This window comes from Agrococcus sp. TF02-05, from assembly GCF_017565345.1.
In the GTDB taxonomy this organism is placed as follows: Bacteria; Actinomycetota; Actinomycetes; order Actinomycetales; family Microbacteriaceae; genus Agrococcus; species Agrococcus pavilionensis.
The window spans coordinates 308,942-324,619 of the sequence record NZ_JAGEKO010000004.1 but is presented as its reverse complement, the minus strand read 5'-3'; the positions used below and the strand labels follow the sequence as shown (position 1 = coordinate 324,619).

The window sequence follows — 15,678 nt, the reverse complement described above, 5'->3', positions numbered from 1 at the left end:
GCGAACCGTCACTGTACGCGACGGTTGCGCGAGCGCATACTGGCCCCGGCGTGCCATCGCACGCAGACGACGACGCGAGCCGCACGACGGCAGGAGGAGGGCAGCCGCATGGGCGCAGCAGCCACCGGGACGACAGCGACCACGACCGCCGAGACGACCGCCGAGCGGCACGACGCGGTCGAGCCGAGCACCGGCCTCGACGCGGCGGAGCTCGAGCGCCTGCGCGCGCTCGCGCCGGCGATCGTCGCGCAGGTGCGCTCGTGGCTCGAGGAGGCCGAGCGCATCCCCGCCGACGCGAGCGCCGAGCAGCTCGCGGGCGTGCTGCGCGACCCCAAGGGCCTCGACTTCGCCGTGCGCTTCGTCGACGGCGTCGTGCGCCCCGAGGACGTGCACGTCGCCGCGCAGACGCTGCGCGAGATCGGCGGCATGGCGCCCGGCTTCCTGCCCTGGCCCATGCGGCAGGCGCTCAGGCTCGGCGGCGGCGTCGCCCCGCTCGCCCCGCACGTCGTCGTGCCGATCGCGCGACGCGTGCTGCGCGAGATGGTCGGCCACCTCATCATCGACGCGACCGACGCCCGCCTCGGCAAGGCGATCGAGCGCATCCGCGCCACGGGCGCCCGACTGAACGTCAACCTCCTCGGCGAGGCCGTGCTCGGCGACCGCGAGGCGAAGCGCCGCCTCGACGGCACCCTCGCGCTCATCGAGCGCCCCGACGTCGACTACGTCTCGATCAAGGTCTCGGCGACGACCGCGCCGCACCAGCCGTGGGCGTTCCAGGAGGCCGTCGACCACGTCATCGAGCGGCTGCTGCCGCTCTACCGCCGCGCGGCCGCGACCGGCACGTTCATCAACCTCGACATGGAGGAGTACAAGGACCTCGAGATGACCATGGCGGTCTTCACGCGGATCCTCGAGACGCCGGGCCTCGAGCAGTACCGCGGCGGCATCGTGCTGCAGGCCTACCTCCCCGACGCGCTGCCGGCGATGCAGCGCCTGCAGGCGTGGGCCGGCGAGCGCGTTGCCGCGGGCGGCGCCCCCGTCAAGGTGCGGCTCGTCAAGGGCGCCAACCTGCCGATGGAGCGGGTCGAGGCGTCGCTGCACGGCTGGCCGCTCGCGACCTGGCACACGAAGCAGGACAGCGACACGCACTACAAGCGCGTGCTCGCGTGGTCGCTCACGCCCGAGCGCATCGCGAACGTCGAGCTCGGCGTCGCGGGCCACAACCTCTTCGACGTCGCCTTCGCGTGGCTGCTGTCGAAGGAGCGCGGCATCGAGCGCGGGCTCGACTTCGAGATGCTGCTCGGCATGGCGCAGGGCCAGGCCGAGGTCGTGCGCCGCGACGTCGGCGGGCTGCTGCTCTACACGCCCGTCGTGCACCCGAGCGAGTTCGACGTCGCGATCGCCTACCTCATCCGCCGCCTCGAGGAGGGCGCGAGCCGCGAGAACTTCATGTCGGCCGTGTTCGAGCTCGCGCGCGACGAGGCGCTCTTCGAGCGCGAGCGCGACCGCTTCCTCGCCTCGCTCGACGCGCTCGCGGCGCCCGCGCCCGCGACGCACCGCACGCAGGATCGCAGGGCAGTGACGACGGCGGATGCGGTCGACGCCCCCGAGGACGGCTTCCGCAGCGCCCCCGACTCCGACCCGTCGCTGCCGGCCAACCAGGCGTGGGCCGCGAGCATCCGCGAGCGCGCGAGGTCGTCGCGGCTCGGCGTCGACCTCGTCGAGGCCGCGACGCTGCGCGAGGCGGCGGAGCTCGACGCGACGATCGAGGCCGCGATCGAGGCGAACGCCGCGTGGCGGGCGCTCTCCGGCGACGAGCGCGCCACGATCCTGCACCGCGCGGGCCGCGAGCTCGAGGCGCGCCGCGCCGAGCTCATGGAGGTCGCGGCCGCCGAGGCGGGCAAGACGCTCGACCAGTCCGACCCCGAGGTCTCCGAGGCGATCGACTTCGCTCACTACTACGCCGAGCGGGCGCGCGACCTCGACCGCGTCGATGGCGCCGTCGCGGTGCCATCGCGGCTCATCGCCGTGACGCCGCCGTGGAACTTCCCGATCGCGATCCCCGCGGGCTCGACGCTCGCGGCGCTCGCCTCGGGCGCATCCGTCATCGTCAAGCCCGCGCGCGCGACCGCCCGCACCGGCGCCGTGATGCTCGACGCGCTGTGGGCGGCGGGAGTGCCGCGCGAGGTGCTGCACTTCGTGCAGTTCGCCGACCGCGGCCTCGGCGACCAGCTCATCGGCGACGCGCGCGTCGACCGCGTGATCCTCACGGGCGGGTTCGAGACCGCCCAGGCCTTCCGACGCATCCGCCCCGACCTCGACCTGCTCGCCGAGACGAGCGGCAAGAACGCGATCATCGTGACGCCCTCGGCCGACTTCGACCTCGCGGCCAAGGACATCGTCGCGAGCGCGTTCGGCCACGCGGGGCAGAAGTGCTCGGCGGCGTCGCTCGCGATCCTCGTCGGCCAGGCGGGGCGCTCGAAGCGCCTGCACAGCCAGATCGTCGACGGCGTGCGCTCGCTCGACGTCGGCTACCCGTGGGACGCCGACAGCCAGATGGGGCCGATCATCGCGCCCGCGGAGGGCAAGCTGCTCGAGGGGCTGACGACGCTCGGAGAGGGCGAGTCGTGGATCGTCGAGCCGAAGCAGCTCGACGACAGCGGCAAGCTGTGGAGCCCGGGCCTGCGCGCCGGCGTGCAGCGGGGGAGCGAGTACCACCGCACCGAGTACTTCGGCCCGATCCTCGGCATCATGCGCGTCGAGACGCTCGAGGAGGCGATCGAGCTCGTCAACGACGTCGACTACGGGCTCACCTCCGGCATCCACTCGCTCGACCCCGACGAGATCGGGCTGTGGCTCGAGACCGTGCAGGCGGGCAACCTCTACGTCAACCGCGGCATCACGGGCGCGATCGTCGAGCGCCAGCCCTTCGGCGGCTGGAAGCGCTCGGTCGTCGGCCCGACGACGAAGGCCGGTGGCCCGAGCTACCTCTTCCCGCTCGTCGACTGGCGCTCGGCCGAGGCGCGCGAGACCGCCCCGATCGAGCTGCCCGCGGTGCAGGCGATCGTCGACGCGGTCGAGTCGCTCGTCAAGGCGACGGATGCGTCGGTCACGGCAGCCGAGGCGGAGGCGCTCGCGCGCGCGGCTGGCTCCGACCAGCACGTGTGGGCGACCGAGCTCGGCGTCGCGAAGGACGTGCAGGGGCTCTCGGCCGAGCGCGACATCCTGCGCCACCTGCCGATGCCGGGCGTGACGATCCGGCTCGCGGAGGGCGGCCGCGTCGCGCAGCTCGCGCGCTCGGTCGTCGCCGCGCTCCGCGCGGGCGCCGAGGTGCGGGTCTCGACCGCGATCGAGTCGGCGCCCGCGGTGCGGGCGGCGCTCGCGGCGGCGGGCGTGCCCGTGACGGTCGAGGACGACGCGGCCTTCCGCCGCTCCGCGCAGCGGCTCGAGCAGGGCCGCATCCGCTACCTCGCGGCCGACGACGCGGTCGCGGCCGGCGTGCGGGCGATCGCCGAGGCGGTCGAGGGCCGCCCCGACCTCGCGATCGTGTCGCACCCCGTGACGGAGGCGGGCCGCGTCGAGCTGCTGCCGTTCCTGCGCGAGCAGGCGATCGCGATCACGGCGCACCGCTTCGGCACGCCGAACCACCTGACCGACCACCTGATCTAGGCGCTCGTCGCCGCGGAGGGGTCTCGCTCGCTCGAGCGGGACCCCTTCCGCCGTCCGGGACCCGGTGCACCAGGTCCCGTTCGGTGGGAGGGATCCCATCGCGCAGGTCGGTCAGAGCACGAGGTGCTGGCGACCGTCGATGAGCTCGCGGGCCGCGTCGAGGTGGCCGGCGTGCGTCGCCGCGTCGAGGACCACGTGCAGCAGCACCGCCTCGAGGTCGGCGAACCGCTCCGCCGGCCACTCCGGCTCGCGGCGGCGGGGCGGGGCGCCGAGCGGCAGCGCGGCGAGGATCGCATCCGAGCGCGCGATCGCCTCGCGATACTCCGCCACCACGGCATCCGTCGACTCGTGCGACTCGACGCGCCAGTCGGCGGGCCGCCCCTCGTCGAGCTCCGGCTGGTCGACAGGCCAGTAGTCGAGCGGCTCGCCGGCGACCACGGTGTGGAACCAGTAGCGCTCGCCGCCGAGCGTGAGGTGCCGCACGAGCCCGATCGGAGACCAGCCCGACGGCAGCACCGCGGCGCGCAGCTGCGCGTCGCTCAGCCCGTCGATCGCGGCGAGCACGTGCTGCCGCTGCGCGTCGAGCGCGCCGAGCAGCAGCGAGCGGGAGCGGTCGCCGTCGTCCATGCGCCGATCCAAGCACGCCCGCGCATCCGCCCGCTCGACTGGCTCCGTCGTCGCCAGCCGCTCAGCGCCGCGGCCGGCGAGGCCGGGCTCAGCCCGCGGCCCAGCCGCCGTCGTTCGGGATGATCGCGCCGTTGACGTTGACCGCCGCATCCGAGGCCAGGAACGCCGCGAGGTTCGCCTGCTCGATCGGCTCGGCGTTCCGCAGCGCGCCCTGGTGCACGGGGCCGAGCGCCGCGAGCCCCTCGTGGTCGATGCCGCGCTGCACGTCTTCGGTCATGACGTTCGTCGCGACGCCGCCGGGGCAGATCGCGTTCGCGCGGATGCCCTGCTTGCCGTACATGTAGGCGGTGTTGCGGGTGAGGCCGACGAGCCCGTGCTTCGAGGCGGTGTAGGCCGCTCCCGCGGCGGCCCCGCGGATGCCCGCCGCGCTCGAGACGTTCACGATCGAGCCCGAGCCCTGCGGCAGCATCACCTTGAGCGCCGCGCGCGTGAGGTAGAACGGCGCGTTGAGGTTCACGCGCATGATGCGCTCCCACAGCGCGTCGTCGACGTTCGCGGCGCCCGCGAAGTGGTCCATGATGCCGGCGTTGTTGACGAGCACGTCGAGGCGGCCGTAGCGCTCGACCGCCGCCGCGACGACCGCGTCCGCGACGGCGACGTCGCCGATGTCGCCCACCATGGCGGATGCGGTGCCGCCGGATGCCTCGATGCTCGCGACGGTCTCGTCGGCGGTCTGGGCGATGTCGCTCACGACGACCTTCGCGCCGAGCTCGGTGAACAGTTGGGCGGTCGCGCGGCCGATGCCGCTGCCGCCGCCGGTGATGATCGCGACCTTGCCGGTCAGGTCGATGACGCTCATGCAGTGCTCCTTCTTCGTCGAAGTGATCGATCGCCAGCATCCGGCCACGCGCACGGCCGTGTCAATGAGGTTCGCTCGACCCGACGCATCCGTCGTCGCCCTCCTCGCGCGGGCTACGATGGGAGCGGCCGTGACTGGCGCAATGGTGGAGCACCACCGGGGAGCGGCCGAGCAGCCGCCGCGCGCCTGGGCATCCGAACCAGCGACGCGCGCCAGCGCCCCCAGCGAAGGAGCAACCGTGACCGACCGCCTGCCCTCCACGTTCAACTCGCCGCTCACGGAGGTCGATCCCGAGATCGCCGCGGTGCTGCAGCTCGAGCTCGACCGCCAGCGCGACTACCTCGAGATGATCGCGAGCGAGAACTTCGTGCCCGTCGCGGTGCTCGAGGCCGCCGGATCCGTGCTCACGAACAAGTACGCCGAGGGCTACCCGGGCCGCCGCTACTACGGCGGCTGCGAGCACGTCGACGTCGCCGAGTCGCTCGCGATCGAGCGCGCGAAGGCGCTCTTCGGCGCCGAGTACGCCAACGTGCAGCCGCACTCGGGCGCGACCGCCAACGCCGCGGTGCTGCACGCGATCGCTCGCCCCGGCGACACGATCCTCGGCCTCTCGCTCGACCACGGCGGCCACCTCACGCACGGCATGAAGATCAACTTCTCGGGCCGCCTCTACGACATCGTCGCCTACGGCGTCGACGAGGCCACGAGCCGCGTCGACATGGACGAGGTGCGCCGCCTCGCGCAGGAGCACAAGCCCAAGGTCATCATCGCCGGCTGGTCGGCCTACCCCCGCCAGCTCGACTTCGCCGCCTTCCGCGAGATCGCCGATGAGGTCGGCGCGCTCCTGTGGGTCGACATGGCGCACTTCGCTGGCCTCGTCGCCGCGGGCCTCCACCCCAACCCCGTGCCGCACGCGCACGTCGTCTCCTCGACCGTGCACAAGACGATCGGCGGCCCCCGCTCGGGCTTCATCCTCACGAACGAGGCCGACATCGCGAAGAAGCTCAACTCCGCGGTCTTCCCGGGCCAGCAGGGCGGCCCGCTCATGCACGTCATCGCCGCGAAGGCGACCGCGTTCAAGCTCGCGGGCTCGGAGGAGTTCAAGGAGCGCCAGGAGCGCACCCTGCGCGGCGCGCACATCCTCGCCGACCGCCTCATGCAGGACGACGTGCGGGATGCGGGCATCACCGTGCGCTCGGACGGCACCGACGTGCACCTCGTGCTCGTCGACCTCCGCGACGCGGCGATCGACGGCAAGCAGGCCGAGGACCTCCTGCACGAGATCCGCATCACCGTCAACCGCAACGCGGTGCCGAACGACCCGCGCCCGCCGATGGTGACGAGCGGCCTCCGCATCGGCACGCCCGCGCTCGCGACGCGCGGCTTCGGCGACGAGGAGTTCACCGAGGTCGCCGACATCATCGCGCTCGCGCTGCTGCCTGGGGCAGACCTGGATGCGCTCCGCGCGCGGGTGGCGAAGCTCGCCGACGCGTTCCCGCTCTACCCGGGCGTGGGCCCCTCGGGCCAGCCGGAGGCGGTGCACGAGCTCGGCTCGAGCGTCGACCGATGACCGCGCAGCTGCTCGACGGCAACCGCACCGCCGCCGCGATCAAGGACGAGCTGCGCGATCGCGTCGACGCCCTCCGCGGCAAGGGGCTAGTGCCCGGGCTCGGCACGCTGCTCGTCGGCGACGACCCGGGCAGCCAGTCGTACGTCAAGGGCAAGCACCGCGACTGCGCCGAGGTCGGCATCGAGTCGATCCGCGTCGACCTGCCCTCGAGCGCGTCGATCGCCGACGTGCAGGCCGCGATCCGCGACCTCAACAGCGCGCGCGAGGTGACGGGCTACATCATCCAGCTGCCGCTGCCCGCGGGGCACGACGAGCACGCGATGCTCGAGCTCATGGACCCGGCGAAGGATGCCGACGGCCTCCACCCCGAGAACCTCGGGCGGCTCGTGCTCGGCGTCGACGGCCCGATCGACTCGCCGCTGCCGTGCACGCCCGCCGGCATCGTGCAGATGCTGCGGCGCCACGACATCGAGATCGCGGGAGCGACGGTCGCGATCGTCGGCCGCGGCCTCACAGTCGGCCGGCCGCTCGGGCTGCTGCTGACGCGCAAGGGCATCGACGCGACCGTGACGCTGTGCCACTCGCGCACGCCGGATCTCGCGGCGCAGGTGCGCGAGGCCGACATCGTCGTCGCGGCGGTCGGCGTGCCGGGGCTCATCAAGGCCGACTGGGTCAAGCCCGGCGCGGCCGTGCTCGACGTCGGCATCACGCGCGGGCTCTCGGCCGAGACCGGCAAGGTCAAGCTGCTCGGCGACGTCGACCCGGGTGTGCGCGAGGTCGCCGGCTGGATCTCGCCCGTGCCCGGCGGCGTCGGCCCGATGACGCGCGTCATGCTGCTCGACAACGTCGTGCAGATGGCGGAGAAGGCGGTGCGGTCGCGCTAGCGGCCGCCCCGCCCTCCGCTCGTCGTGCAGGGCCGGAGTCCCCGCCCTCCGCTCGTCGAGTAGGGCCGCAGGCCCGTGTCGAGACGGGTGCGACGTGGTCTCGATGCGCCCGGCCTACGGCCGGGCTGCTCGACCAGCGTGGGCGGAGCGGCCGGGCTGCTCGACCAGCGGGAAGGGGCCGCTCAGCGCGTGTACGCCTCCCGCAGCGCGGGGTAGTAGTCGTCCCACTCGGGCATCGGCTGCCCGTCGAGCGCGGCGACGAGCCGGTCGAGGTACCACTCCCAGCCCGGCCCGATGTCGGGCAGCGCCGCGAGCGCGACGTCGTGGTGGGTGAAGCGCACCGTCGTGCCGGATCCCTGCTCGTGGCCGCCGTCGATGAGCTCGACCTCGAGGCTCCACGAGCCGTGGTCGTCGTTCGTGACGACCGCGAGGTGCTCGGGCGCGGCGCAGTCGATGATCTCGACCGCGATCGTCGCGTCGCCCTCCTCGGCGCTCATCGCGACGACGACCTCGCCCGAGTCGGGGTCGCCCGCGTAGCCGCCGAACCACATCCCGAGCTCGCGCGATTCCGCGAAGTAGGGCCAGACGGCGATCGCGTCATGCGGCACGCGGCGCTCAAGCACGAGCTCCGCCGTCTCGCCGTGCTCGATCACGGTGCCCGTCGCCTCGATCGCCATGCGGCTCCCTCCGCTCTGGGCCGAGCCTACGCATCCGCCCGCGCCGCGCGCCAGAGCGGCTACCGCGCGAAGGCGTCGACGTAGAGGCGGATGCGCTCCGAGTAGGTCGCGGCGTTCCTCGCGATCGCGCGCCGCTCGTCCTCCGTCGTCTCGCGGCGCACCTTGCCCGGCACGCCCGCGACGAGCGAGTTCGGCGGCACGACCGTGCCCTCGGTGACGAGCGCGCCCGCGGCGACGATCGTGCCGGAGCCGATCACCGCGCCGTTCATGACGGTCGCGTGCATGCCGATGAGCACGTCGTCCTCGACCGTGCAGCCGTGCACGACCGCGTTGTGGCCGATCGAGACCCGCGCGCCGATCGTGAGCGGCGAGCCCTTGTCGACGTGCAGCGAGCAGCTGTCCTGCACGTTCGAGTCGTCGCCGATCGCGACGGCCTCCTCCTCGGCGCGCAGCGACGCGCCGGGCCAGATGCCGACGCGCTCGCCGAGCGAGACGGCGCCGGCGATGACCGCGCCCGGCATGACGAGCGCGCTCTTGGGCACATGGGGCACGCGGTCGGGCAGCGGGATGATCGTGGCGCGCTCGTGGACGGTCATGGCGCCAGGGTACGCGCGTACGGTAGGGGCATGCGCACGTCGCCGACGAGGGTCGAGTCCCTCGAGCCGCAGCAGGTGTTCGTCTTCGGCTCGAACGCCGAGGGGATGCACGGGGCCGGTGCCGCTCGCACGGCGATGGAGCGCTTCGGCGCGGTGTGGGGCGAGGGGCACGGCCTGCACGGGCAGTCGTTCGCGATCGACACGATGAGCGGGCTCGGGGTCATCGAGCGCGAGGTCGGGGCGTTCCTCGCCTTCGCGGCCGAGCATCCCGAGCTTGAGTTCCTCGTCACCGAGATCGGGTGCGGCATCGCGGGCTTCACGCCGGCCGAGATCGCGCCGCTCTTCCGCGGCGCGGGCGACAACGTGCTGCTGCCGGAGCGCTTCGTGGCCGTGCTCGAGCGGGGCGCCGACTAGCGTTGGAGCGGGCGCGCGGCGCCCGCGCCCCCGTAGCCCAATCGGCAGAGGCAGCGGACTTAAACTCCGCGCAGTCTGGGTTCGAGTCCCAGCGGGGGCACCCGGCCGCCGCGGCCGCGTCAGCGCTGCTGCCGGCGCCGGTAGTCGCCGCCCGCGGTGCGCTCGACGAGCCCCTCCTCCGCGAACGCGTCGAGCCAGCCCCGCATGGGCCACGTGCCCCAGCGGTCGCGGAAGAGCGCGCCGTTGCGCAGGATCGCGTCGAGGTGGCGCCGCGGCGGATCCTCGATCGGGTGGTGCTGGTGGAAGGCCCGCGCCCCGCCGATCCACGCCATCGGGATGCCGAGCTCGCGCGCTCGCCACGCGAAGTCGGTGTCCTCCCCGCCGTAGCCGACGTAGCCCTCGTGGAAGCCGCCGATGCGGTGCCACAGCTCCGCGCGCAGCGCGAACGACAGCGACCAGAAGAGGTCGTGCGAGCCGCCGAGCTCGATCTCGCCCGGCGCTGGAGCCGGCCGGGCCGGATGCGGTCGGTCGAGCGAGGGGAGCCGGTCGAGCTCGTAGCCCTCGCGCGGCGGGGGATCGAGGTAGGTGACGGGGCCGGAGAGCAGGCTCTCGCGCGTCTCGGGCGCCTCCGCGGCCCGCGCGTACGCGTCGACGAGCGCGGGCGCGGGCAGGCAGTCGACGTCGAGCAGCACGAGTACGTCGGCTCCCGCCTCGAGGGCGGCCTGGGCGCCGAGGTTCCGGGCCCGCGCGAGCGGCAGGCCGCGCTCGTCGCCGCCGGTCTCGACGACGCGCACGTCGCCGCGCTCGCGCGCGGCGCTCGCGAGCGCCGGGTCGTCCATCGTGACGAGGATGCGCTCGTCGGGCCGCCGCTCGGAGCGCGCGAGCGCGGCCTCCTGCAGCGCCCAGTGCTCGTGCCGGCCGTGGGCGATCGTGATGACGGCGACGCGCGTCACCGGGTGCCGCTCCGATCGGCCACGGCCGCGATGACCGCGGCGGCGCGCTCGGCGCCGCGCCCGTCGTTCCAGGCCCGCCACGAGCCGGCGTCGAGCGAGTCCGCGCGCTCGAGCAGGGCCGGCCACCCCGTCGTCGGCCACTCGGCCTCCACGAGCGCGGGCCAGCGCTCGTCGGCGAGCACCGAGGCCGTGCACCGCTGCTCGTCGTGCGGCCGCGGCTGCGGGATGACGATCGCGGGGCGCCGCGCCGCGGCGACCTCGGCGATCGCGCTCTCGCCCGCGTGCGTGACGACGACGGATGCGTCGAGGAGCGCCGACCACGGATCGTCCGTCCACGACCCGTTGGCACCGAGGTGGGTCCACTCCCAGCCGGGCGTCTCCCCGCGGGCGCGAGCCACCGCATCCGCCGTGAACTCGTCGCCGCCGGCGCCGCCGAGCACGACGACGCTGCGGCGCTCGCGAGCGGCCGCGGTCGGCTCGGTCGGCGCGAAGCGCGAGATCGCCCCGACCGCGTGCACGCGCGAGCGGAGCGCCGCGTCGCCGAGCGGGTCGGCCTCCCGCGGCCAGGCGCCGATGAGCTCGTCGGCGATCGCGAAGCCGAGCTCGTGCGCCGGGTCGGCGCGATGCCCCGGCATGGCGACCGTCACCACCGGCACGCCGTGCAGGCGCGCGAGCAGCGCGACCTCGACCGACACGTCGACGACGATCGCGGCGGGCCGGTGCTCGTCGATCCACCGCGCGATGCGCGCCATGCGCGCGCGCAGGCCCGGGTGGCCAAGCGGCACCCAGTGCAGCCGCCCGCGCGCGTCGGCGTCGACGGCCGGCGGACCCGCGTCGTCGGCCGGCAGCTGCACCCAGTCGCCAGCCCAGTCGGGCGGCGCGGGCAGGCTCGAGAGCCCGGTGACGGGTCGGTCGAGCGCCGCCGCGATCGCCGTCGCGCGCGAGCGGTGCCCGCGGCCGTGGTGGTGCACGTAGTAGCCGATCACGCCGCTCGCCGCTCGTCGGCGAGCGAGGCGTAGCAGCGCTCGTAGGCCTCGACCATCGCCTCGATCGAGCAGTGGGCGACGGCGTGCGCGCGCGTCTCGGCGCGCGAGAGGGCGCTCGCCTCCCGCATCGCGCGCGCGAGCTCGGCGGAGTCCTCCGAGTGGCACAAGCGGCCGCTCTCGGGCGAGATGACCTCGGTCAGGCCGCCGCGCGCGAGGGCGGCGACCGGCGTGCCCGCCGCCATCGACTCGGCGGCGACGAGGCCGTACGGCTCGTCCCACGACGGGGTCACGACGGTGACCGAGGCCTCGCCGACCCGCTGGGCGAGCTCGACGGAGCCGAGGTGCCCGAGGTAGCGGATGCGCGGGCCCCCGTCGCGCGAGCCGAGGTGCGGGGCGACCTCGGCCTCGAAGTACGCGTCGTCGAGCACCGGCCCGGCGAGGTCGAGCGGCATGCCCGCGAGCTGCGCGGCGCGGATCGCGAGGTGCGGCGCCTTCTCGGGCACGAGCCGGCCGAACCAGATCGCCGGTCCGCCGCCCGGTCCCGGCTGCCAGCGGGCGGTGTCGACGCCGTTGAGCACGACCGAGGCGCGCACCGAGTCCTGCCACTGGCGCGCGGTGAAGCCGCTCACCGCGACGAAGCGCGAGCGCTCGGACGCGTAGGGCAGCGCCGACTCGAGCCACGGCGTCGGCGGCGTGTGGAGCGTCGTGAGCATCGGCACCTCGATCGCGCTCGACATCGCGACGGGCAGGTGGTGGAGCGAGTTGTTGTGGATGACGTCGAAGCGATCCGCGCCGGTGGCCGCGAGCTCGAGGCACAGCGCGAGGTAGGCGTGGTGCTCCTGCATCCACTGCAGCGGCGGGGCGCCGACGTCGCGGCGCGCGCCGGCGGAGGGCTCGAAGCGCTCGGCGATGAGCGTGCGGGCGCCGAGCGCGGGGTCGGAGCCCTCGCCCGCGAAGAGCGTCACCGAGTGCCCGCGCTCGATGAGCGCGCGCGCGAGCGCGTGCGTGTGCGCCTCGAGCCCGCCGACGAAGGGCTCGGCGACCGGGAAGCGGCTCGAGGCGATGAGGCAGATGCGCAGCCCGCTCACCGCACGAGCTCTCCGTAGAGCTGCGCGTGCGCGCGGGCGACCGCGTCGCGCTCGGCGATGCGCTCGGCGATGCTCGCCGGCGCGGGCGAGCCGGCGGCGTAGGCCGCGAGCACGGCGGAGCGGAGCGACGCGGGGTCGAAGTCGTCGTCGCGGTTGCGGTACTCGAAGACCGGGCCCTGCTCGCGGTAGTAGCCGCAATCGGGCGCGATGACCGCCGTGCCGAGGTCGCGGCACGCCTCGAGCCAGCCCGAGTGGGTGCCGAACCGGTAGGGCAGCACCGACACGTCGAGCGACGACAGGTAGGCCCACAGCGCCGCGTCGTCGAGGAAGTCGTGCACGTGCAGCTCGAGCAGCCCCGCGGCGGCCTGCTGCTCGAGCAGCTCGGCGAGCGGGCGGTCGTGCCGCTCGCCCGGCCGCAGCACGTCGGTGTGGCCGTTGACCTGCAGCACCGCGCCGGGCAGCTCGCGCACGATCTCGCTCAGCGTGCGCACGACCGGGAGCGGGTTCATGCTCGCGCGCAGGCTCTTGACGTGCACGCCGATGCGGAACGGGTCGCCGGGCTCGCGCGGCGGGCGAGCGGATGCCCTGCGCATCGTCTCGAGGTCGACGACGTGGGGATGCGGCAGCACGCGCGCCTCGACGCCCCACCGGCGCCGGATCTCGGCAGCGGCGCCGGGCGTGAGCGTCACGAGCGCGTCGGCAGCGGGGATGAGCACGTCGAGCTGCGCGTCGTGCGCCTCGCGGGTCTCGTGGTGCGGGTTGCGGAGGTCGTGCACGGTGTAGACGAGCGGGCGGCCGGTCTCGCGCAGCGCCTCGACGAGCTGCTCGAGCTGCGCCGGCGTGCGGGCGTCGAAGCCGAACTGCAGGTGCATGAGGTCGAAGCCCGGGTTCGCCCGCACCCATGCGGGCTCGAGCATCGTCGGCGGCCACCACTTGGCGCCCGCGGGCCTCGCGGGGTCGTCGGGATTCGGATCGTCGAGCCGCTCGATGCGCGGCTCGTCCTCCGCGTCGTGCACGGGCGCGAGGTGGTACACGTACACGTGCGACGCGGGCACGGAGGCGACGCGGATCGTCCGGCGATCGGCATCGATCCCGGTCGCGACCTCCCGGGTCGCGGTCGAGCCCGTCATCGCCCTCGACCTCGCGTCCGCACCGGCGTCACCTGCGCCATCCCGATCTCCTGCACAGTCAGCATCCTCGGCGGTCATCCCTGGAGAAGTGCTCACAGACCTGAGCGTCGCTCGCCGCACCGTGCTCTCAGAACGTTGCTCCTCCCAGAGAAGTGAAGTAGAACCGCTTCTTAGGGGGACGGCCTCGGTGCTGAGGTCGACCCGGAGGAAGGGGATCGATGTCGACCATCGCCGCCGCCGGCTCGGGCAAGCGCAAGGCGCGCCCGCCGAAGCCTCCGAAGCAGAAGCTGGGGTCGCTCCGCCGCAAGGAGGCGGTCGCCGGCTACCTCTTCATCTCGCCCTGGATCATCGGCTTCCTCATCTTCACGCTCGGCGCGATGGTCTACAGCCTCGTCATCTCGTTCAGCTACTACCAGCTCGCGACCAACACGGCGCGGCCGGCCGGCTTCGCGAACTACGAGCGCCTCCTCGAGGACCCGAAGGTCATGGGCTCGCTCGGCAACACGCTCTTCTACGCCGTGCTCGCGGTGCCGTTCGAGATCGTGCTCGCGCTCGGCCTCGCGATGCTGCTCAACAGCGTGCGCCGGGGCGCGGGCTTCTTCCGCACCGTCTTCTACCTGCCCAAGATGACGCCGACGGTCGCCACCGCATCCATGTTCCTGCTGCTCCTCAACGGCAACCAGGGCGCGATCAACCGCGGGCTCGCGGCCATCGGCATCCAGGGGCCGCAGTGGTTGCTCGACCCGGACTGGGTGAAGCCGTCGATCGTGCTCATGACGCTGTGGGGCGTCGCCGGCACGATGGTGATCTTCCTCGCCGCGCTGCAGAACGTGCCGACCGAGCTCTACGAGGTCGCCGAGGTCGACGGCGCGGGGCCCTTGCGACGCTTCTGGAACATCACGCTGCCGATGATCTCGGGCGCGGTGTTCTTCAACGTGCTCGTGCTGACGATCGCGGCGTTCCAGGTCTTCGACCAGGCCTTCCTGCTCTTCCACCGAGATCAGGTGCAGGGGGCATCGGATGCGTCGCTCTTCTACGCGATCTACCTGTTCCAGCAGGCGTTCCGGCAGTTCGACTTCGGCTTCGCCTCGGCGATGGCGTGGCTGCTCTTCGTCATCATCGTCGCGATCTCGCTCATCCAGGTGCGGGTCGGCAACCGGTTCGTCTACTACGAGAGCGAGCGCTGAGATGGCTTCGCAGACGCCCATCAAGACGGTGCAGGCGGCCGCCGCGGTCGCGGAGGTGCCGCCCGAGGACGTGCAGGTCCGCCGGCGCAGGAAGTGGTTCGGGGATGCGCGGGGCCAGTCGCTCACGCCCATGGGCTGGGTCGGCCAGATCGTGCGCTGGGTGCTGCTGCTGCTGTTCGCGGCGCTGTTCATGTACCCGCTCGCGTGGCTGCTCGCCGCGAGCCTCAAGCCGCGCGGCGAGGTCTTCGACAACCGGCTCATCCCCAACACGTTCGTGCCCGAGAACTACCTCGTCGCGTTCGACGAGATGCCGCTCGCCAACTGGATCGGCAACAGCATCTTCATCGCCGTGCTCGCGGCCGTGCTCGTGGCCGTCTCGAGCTCGCTCGTCGCCTTCGGCTTCGCCTACTACCGCTTCCCGGGCCGCGGCGTGCTCTTCGGCATCGTGCTCGCGACGATGATGCTGCCGGGCGCGGTCACGCTCGTGCCGCAGTACCTCATCTGGAACCAGCTCGGCTTCGTCGGCACGCACGTGCCGCTGTGGGGCGCGAACCTCTTCGGCTCGGCGTTCTACATCTTCCTGCAGCGGCAGTTCTTCCTCGGCTTGCCGCGAGAGCTGTTCGAGGCGGCGAAGCTCGACGGGCTGAGCGCGTGGGGCCAGTTCTGGCGCATCGCGATGCCGCTGTCGGTGCCGTCGTTCGTCATCATCCTGCTGTTCGAGTTCCAGGCGAGCTGGAACAACCTGCAGGCGGCGCTCATCTACCTCAACACGGGCTCCCAGGAGGGGTACACCGTGCCGCTCGGGATCGCGAGCGCGATGACGAAGTACAGCCCGACCGCCGGCGGCCAGGGCGACTACCAGTACGTGATGGTGGCCGCGGTGCTCGTCACCATCCCGATGCTCATCCTCTTCGCCTTCGGGCAGCGGTCGTTCATCACGGGCATCGCGACGACCGGGCGCAAGGGCTGAGCCGAGTCGGGCCGGCGCGCGTCCCGCGGGCGACACTCCGGTACCACCCAGCGCGCGAGGTGGTACCG

The 15,678-nt window shown here is 73.4% G+C and carries 14 protein-coding genes, 1 tRNA gene and 1 riboswitch; of the genes, 7 read left to right on the top strand and 8 right to left on the bottom strand.

What is annotated here, in order from left to right; all coding sequences use genetic code 11:
- Positions 1-108 precede the first annotated feature (108 nt).
- The gene (locus JQT67_RS05425; RefSeq protein ID WP_208063836.1) at positions 109-3,669 is read left to right on the top strand and encodes a bifunctional proline dehydrogenase/L-glutamate gamma-semialdehyde dehydrogenase; all 3,561 of its coding nucleotides are present in this window, start codon (positions 109-111) and stop codon (positions 3,667-3,669) included.
- A gap of 111 nt (positions 3,670-3,780) precedes the next feature.
- Here the strand turns inward: JQT67_RS05425 and JQT67_RS05420 are convergent, their stop codons facing one another.
- Positions 3,781-4,296 (bottom strand): DinB family protein, encoded by a 516-nt coding sequence (locus tag JQT67_RS05420; RefSeq protein WP_208063835.1) that lies wholly within the window; start codon positions 4,294-4,296, stop codon positions 3,781-3,783.
- Positions 4,297-4,384: 88 nt separating this feature from the next.
- Positions 4,385-5,155, bottom strand: coding sequence for an SDR family oxidoreductase (locus JQT67_RS05415; protein ID WP_208063834.1), 771 nt, complete (start codon positions 5,153-5,155; stop codon positions 4,385-4,387).
- A gap of 120 nt (positions 5,156-5,275) precedes the next feature.
- Positions 5,276-5,354, top strand: a riboswitch (ZMP/ZTP riboswitch).
- Positions 5,355-5,393: 39 nt separating this feature from the next.
- Between JQT67_RS05415 and glyA the strand changes: the two genes are divergently transcribed.
- Positions 5,394-6,725, top strand: a complete 1,332-nt coding sequence (gene glyA / locus JQT67_RS05410) for a serine hydroxymethyltransferase (protein WP_307864225.1) — start codon at positions 5,394-5,396, stop codon at positions 6,723-6,725.
- Entirely contained in the window at positions 6,722-7,609 is an 888-nt protein-coding gene (locus tag JQT67_RS05405; RefSeq protein WP_021010769.1) for a bifunctional methylenetetrahydrofolate dehydrogenase/methenyltetrahydrofolate cyclohydrolase, read from the top strand. The genes glyA and JQT67_RS05405 overlap by 4 nt, the downstream gene beginning before the upstream one ends.
- A gap of 182 nt (positions 7,610-7,791) precedes the next feature.
- Here the strand turns inward: JQT67_RS05405 and JQT67_RS05400 are convergent, their stop codons facing one another.
- Positions 7,792-8,286 carry an SRPBCC domain-containing protein gene (locus JQT67_RS05400; protein ID WP_021010768.1) on the bottom strand — a complete coding sequence of 165 codons (495 nt, stop codon included), beginning with the start codon at positions 8,284-8,286 and terminating at the stop codon, positions 7,792-7,794.
- Positions 8,287-8,345: 59 nt separating this feature from the next.
- Positions 8,346-8,882 (bottom strand): gamma carbonic anhydrase family protein, encoded by a 537-nt coding sequence (locus JQT67_RS05395; protein ID WP_208063833.1) that lies wholly within the window; start codon positions 8,880-8,882, stop codon positions 8,346-8,348.
- A gap of 30 nt (positions 8,883-8,912) precedes the next feature.
- Here JQT67_RS05395 and JQT67_RS05390 point away from each other — a divergent pair, with 30 nt between their 5' ends.
- Complete coding sequence (locus JQT67_RS05390) at positions 8,913-9,296, top strand: hypothetical protein (protein WP_208063832.1); 384 nt, start codon at positions 8,913-8,915, stop codon at positions 9,294-9,296.
- Positions 9,297-9,322: 26 nt separating this feature from the next.
- A tRNA-Leu gene (locus JQT67_RS05385) sits at positions 9,323-9,396 on the top strand.
- Between the two features lie 19 nt (positions 9,397-9,415).
- On the opposite strand, the gene JQT67_RS05380 is transcribed toward JQT67_RS05385, so the two are convergent.
- The 4 genes from JQT67_RS05380 to JQT67_RS05365 are packed head-to-tail and all read right to left on the bottom strand — an operon-like array spanning position 9,416 to position 13,453.
- A complete protein-coding gene (locus JQT67_RS05380; protein WP_307864223.1) occupies positions 9,416-10,249 on the bottom strand; it encodes a galactosyltransferase-related protein in 834 nt (277 codons plus the stop codon).
- Positions 10,246-11,235: a glycosyltransferase gene (locus JQT67_RS13740; protein WP_208063831.1), complete on the bottom strand. Its 990-nt coding sequence runs from the start codon at positions 11,233-11,235 to the stop codon at positions 10,246-10,248. Before JQT67_RS13740 ends, JQT67_RS05380 begins: the two co-directional genes overlap by 4 nt.
- Complete coding sequence (locus tag JQT67_RS05370; protein ID WP_307864222.1) at positions 11,232-12,323, bottom strand: glycosyltransferase family 4 protein; 1,092 nt, start codon at positions 12,321-12,323, stop codon at positions 11,232-11,234. The genes JQT67_RS13740 and JQT67_RS05370 overlap by 4 nt, the downstream gene beginning before the upstream one ends.
- Entirely contained in the window at positions 12,320-13,453 is a 1,134-nt protein-coding gene (locus JQT67_RS05365; RefSeq protein ID WP_208063830.1) for a glycosyltransferase, read from the bottom strand. The genes JQT67_RS05370 and JQT67_RS05365 overlap by 4 nt, the downstream gene beginning before the upstream one ends.
- 218 nt (positions 13,454-13,671) lie before the next feature.
- Here JQT67_RS05365 and JQT67_RS05360 point away from each other — a divergent pair, with 218 nt between their 5' ends.
- Positions 13,672-14,640: a carbohydrate ABC transporter permease gene (locus tag JQT67_RS05360; protein ID WP_021010761.1), complete on the top strand. Its 969-nt coding sequence runs from the start codon at positions 13,672-13,674 to the stop codon at positions 14,638-14,640.
- Position 14,641: 1 nt separating this feature from the next.
- Entirely contained in the window at positions 14,642-15,610 is a 969-nt protein-coding gene (locus JQT67_RS05355) for a carbohydrate ABC transporter permease (protein WP_208063829.1), read from the top strand.
- The last annotated feature ends 68 nt before the right edge of the window (positions 15,611-15,678 follow it).

Coding starts and splice junctions, on each gene's coding strand:
- JQT67_RS05365 (WP_208063830.1), bottom strand. CDS start 13,453: ATGACGGGCTCGACCGCGACCCGGGAGGTCGCGACCGGGATCGATGCC.
- JQT67_RS05360 (WP_021010761.1), top strand. CDS start 13,672: ATGTCGACCATCGCCGCCGCCGGCTCGGGCAAGCGCAAGGCGCGCCCG.
- JQT67_RS05400 (WP_021010768.1), bottom strand. CDS start 8,286: ATGGCGATCGAGGCGACGGGCACCGTGATCGAGCACGGCGAGACGGCG.
- JQT67_RS05415 (WP_208063834.1), bottom strand. CDS start 5,155: ATGAGCGTCATCGACCTGACCGGCAAGGTCGCGATCATCACCGGCGGC.
- JQT67_RS05390 (WP_208063832.1), top strand. CDS start 8,913: ATGCGCACGTCGCCGACGAGGGTCGAGTCCCTCGAGCCGCAGCAGGTG.
- JQT67_RS05395 (WP_208063833.1), bottom strand. CDS start 8,882: ATGACCGTCCACGAGCGCGCCACGATCATCCCGCTGCCCGACCGCGTG.
- JQT67_RS05425 (WP_208063836.1), top strand. CDS start 109: ATGGGCGCAGCAGCCACCGGGACGACAGCGACCACGACCGCCGAGACG.
- JQT67_RS05405 (WP_021010769.1), top strand. CDS start 6,722: ATGACCGCGCAGCTGCTCGACGGCAACCGCACCGCCGCCGCGATCAAG.
- JQT67_RS05355 (WP_208063829.1), top strand. CDS start 14,642: ATGGCTTCGCAGACGCCCATCAAGACGGTGCAGGCGGCCGCCGCGGTC.
- JQT67_RS05420 (WP_208063835.1), bottom strand. CDS start 4,296: ATGGACGACGGCGACCGCTCCCGCTCGCTGCTGCTCGGCGCGCTCGAC.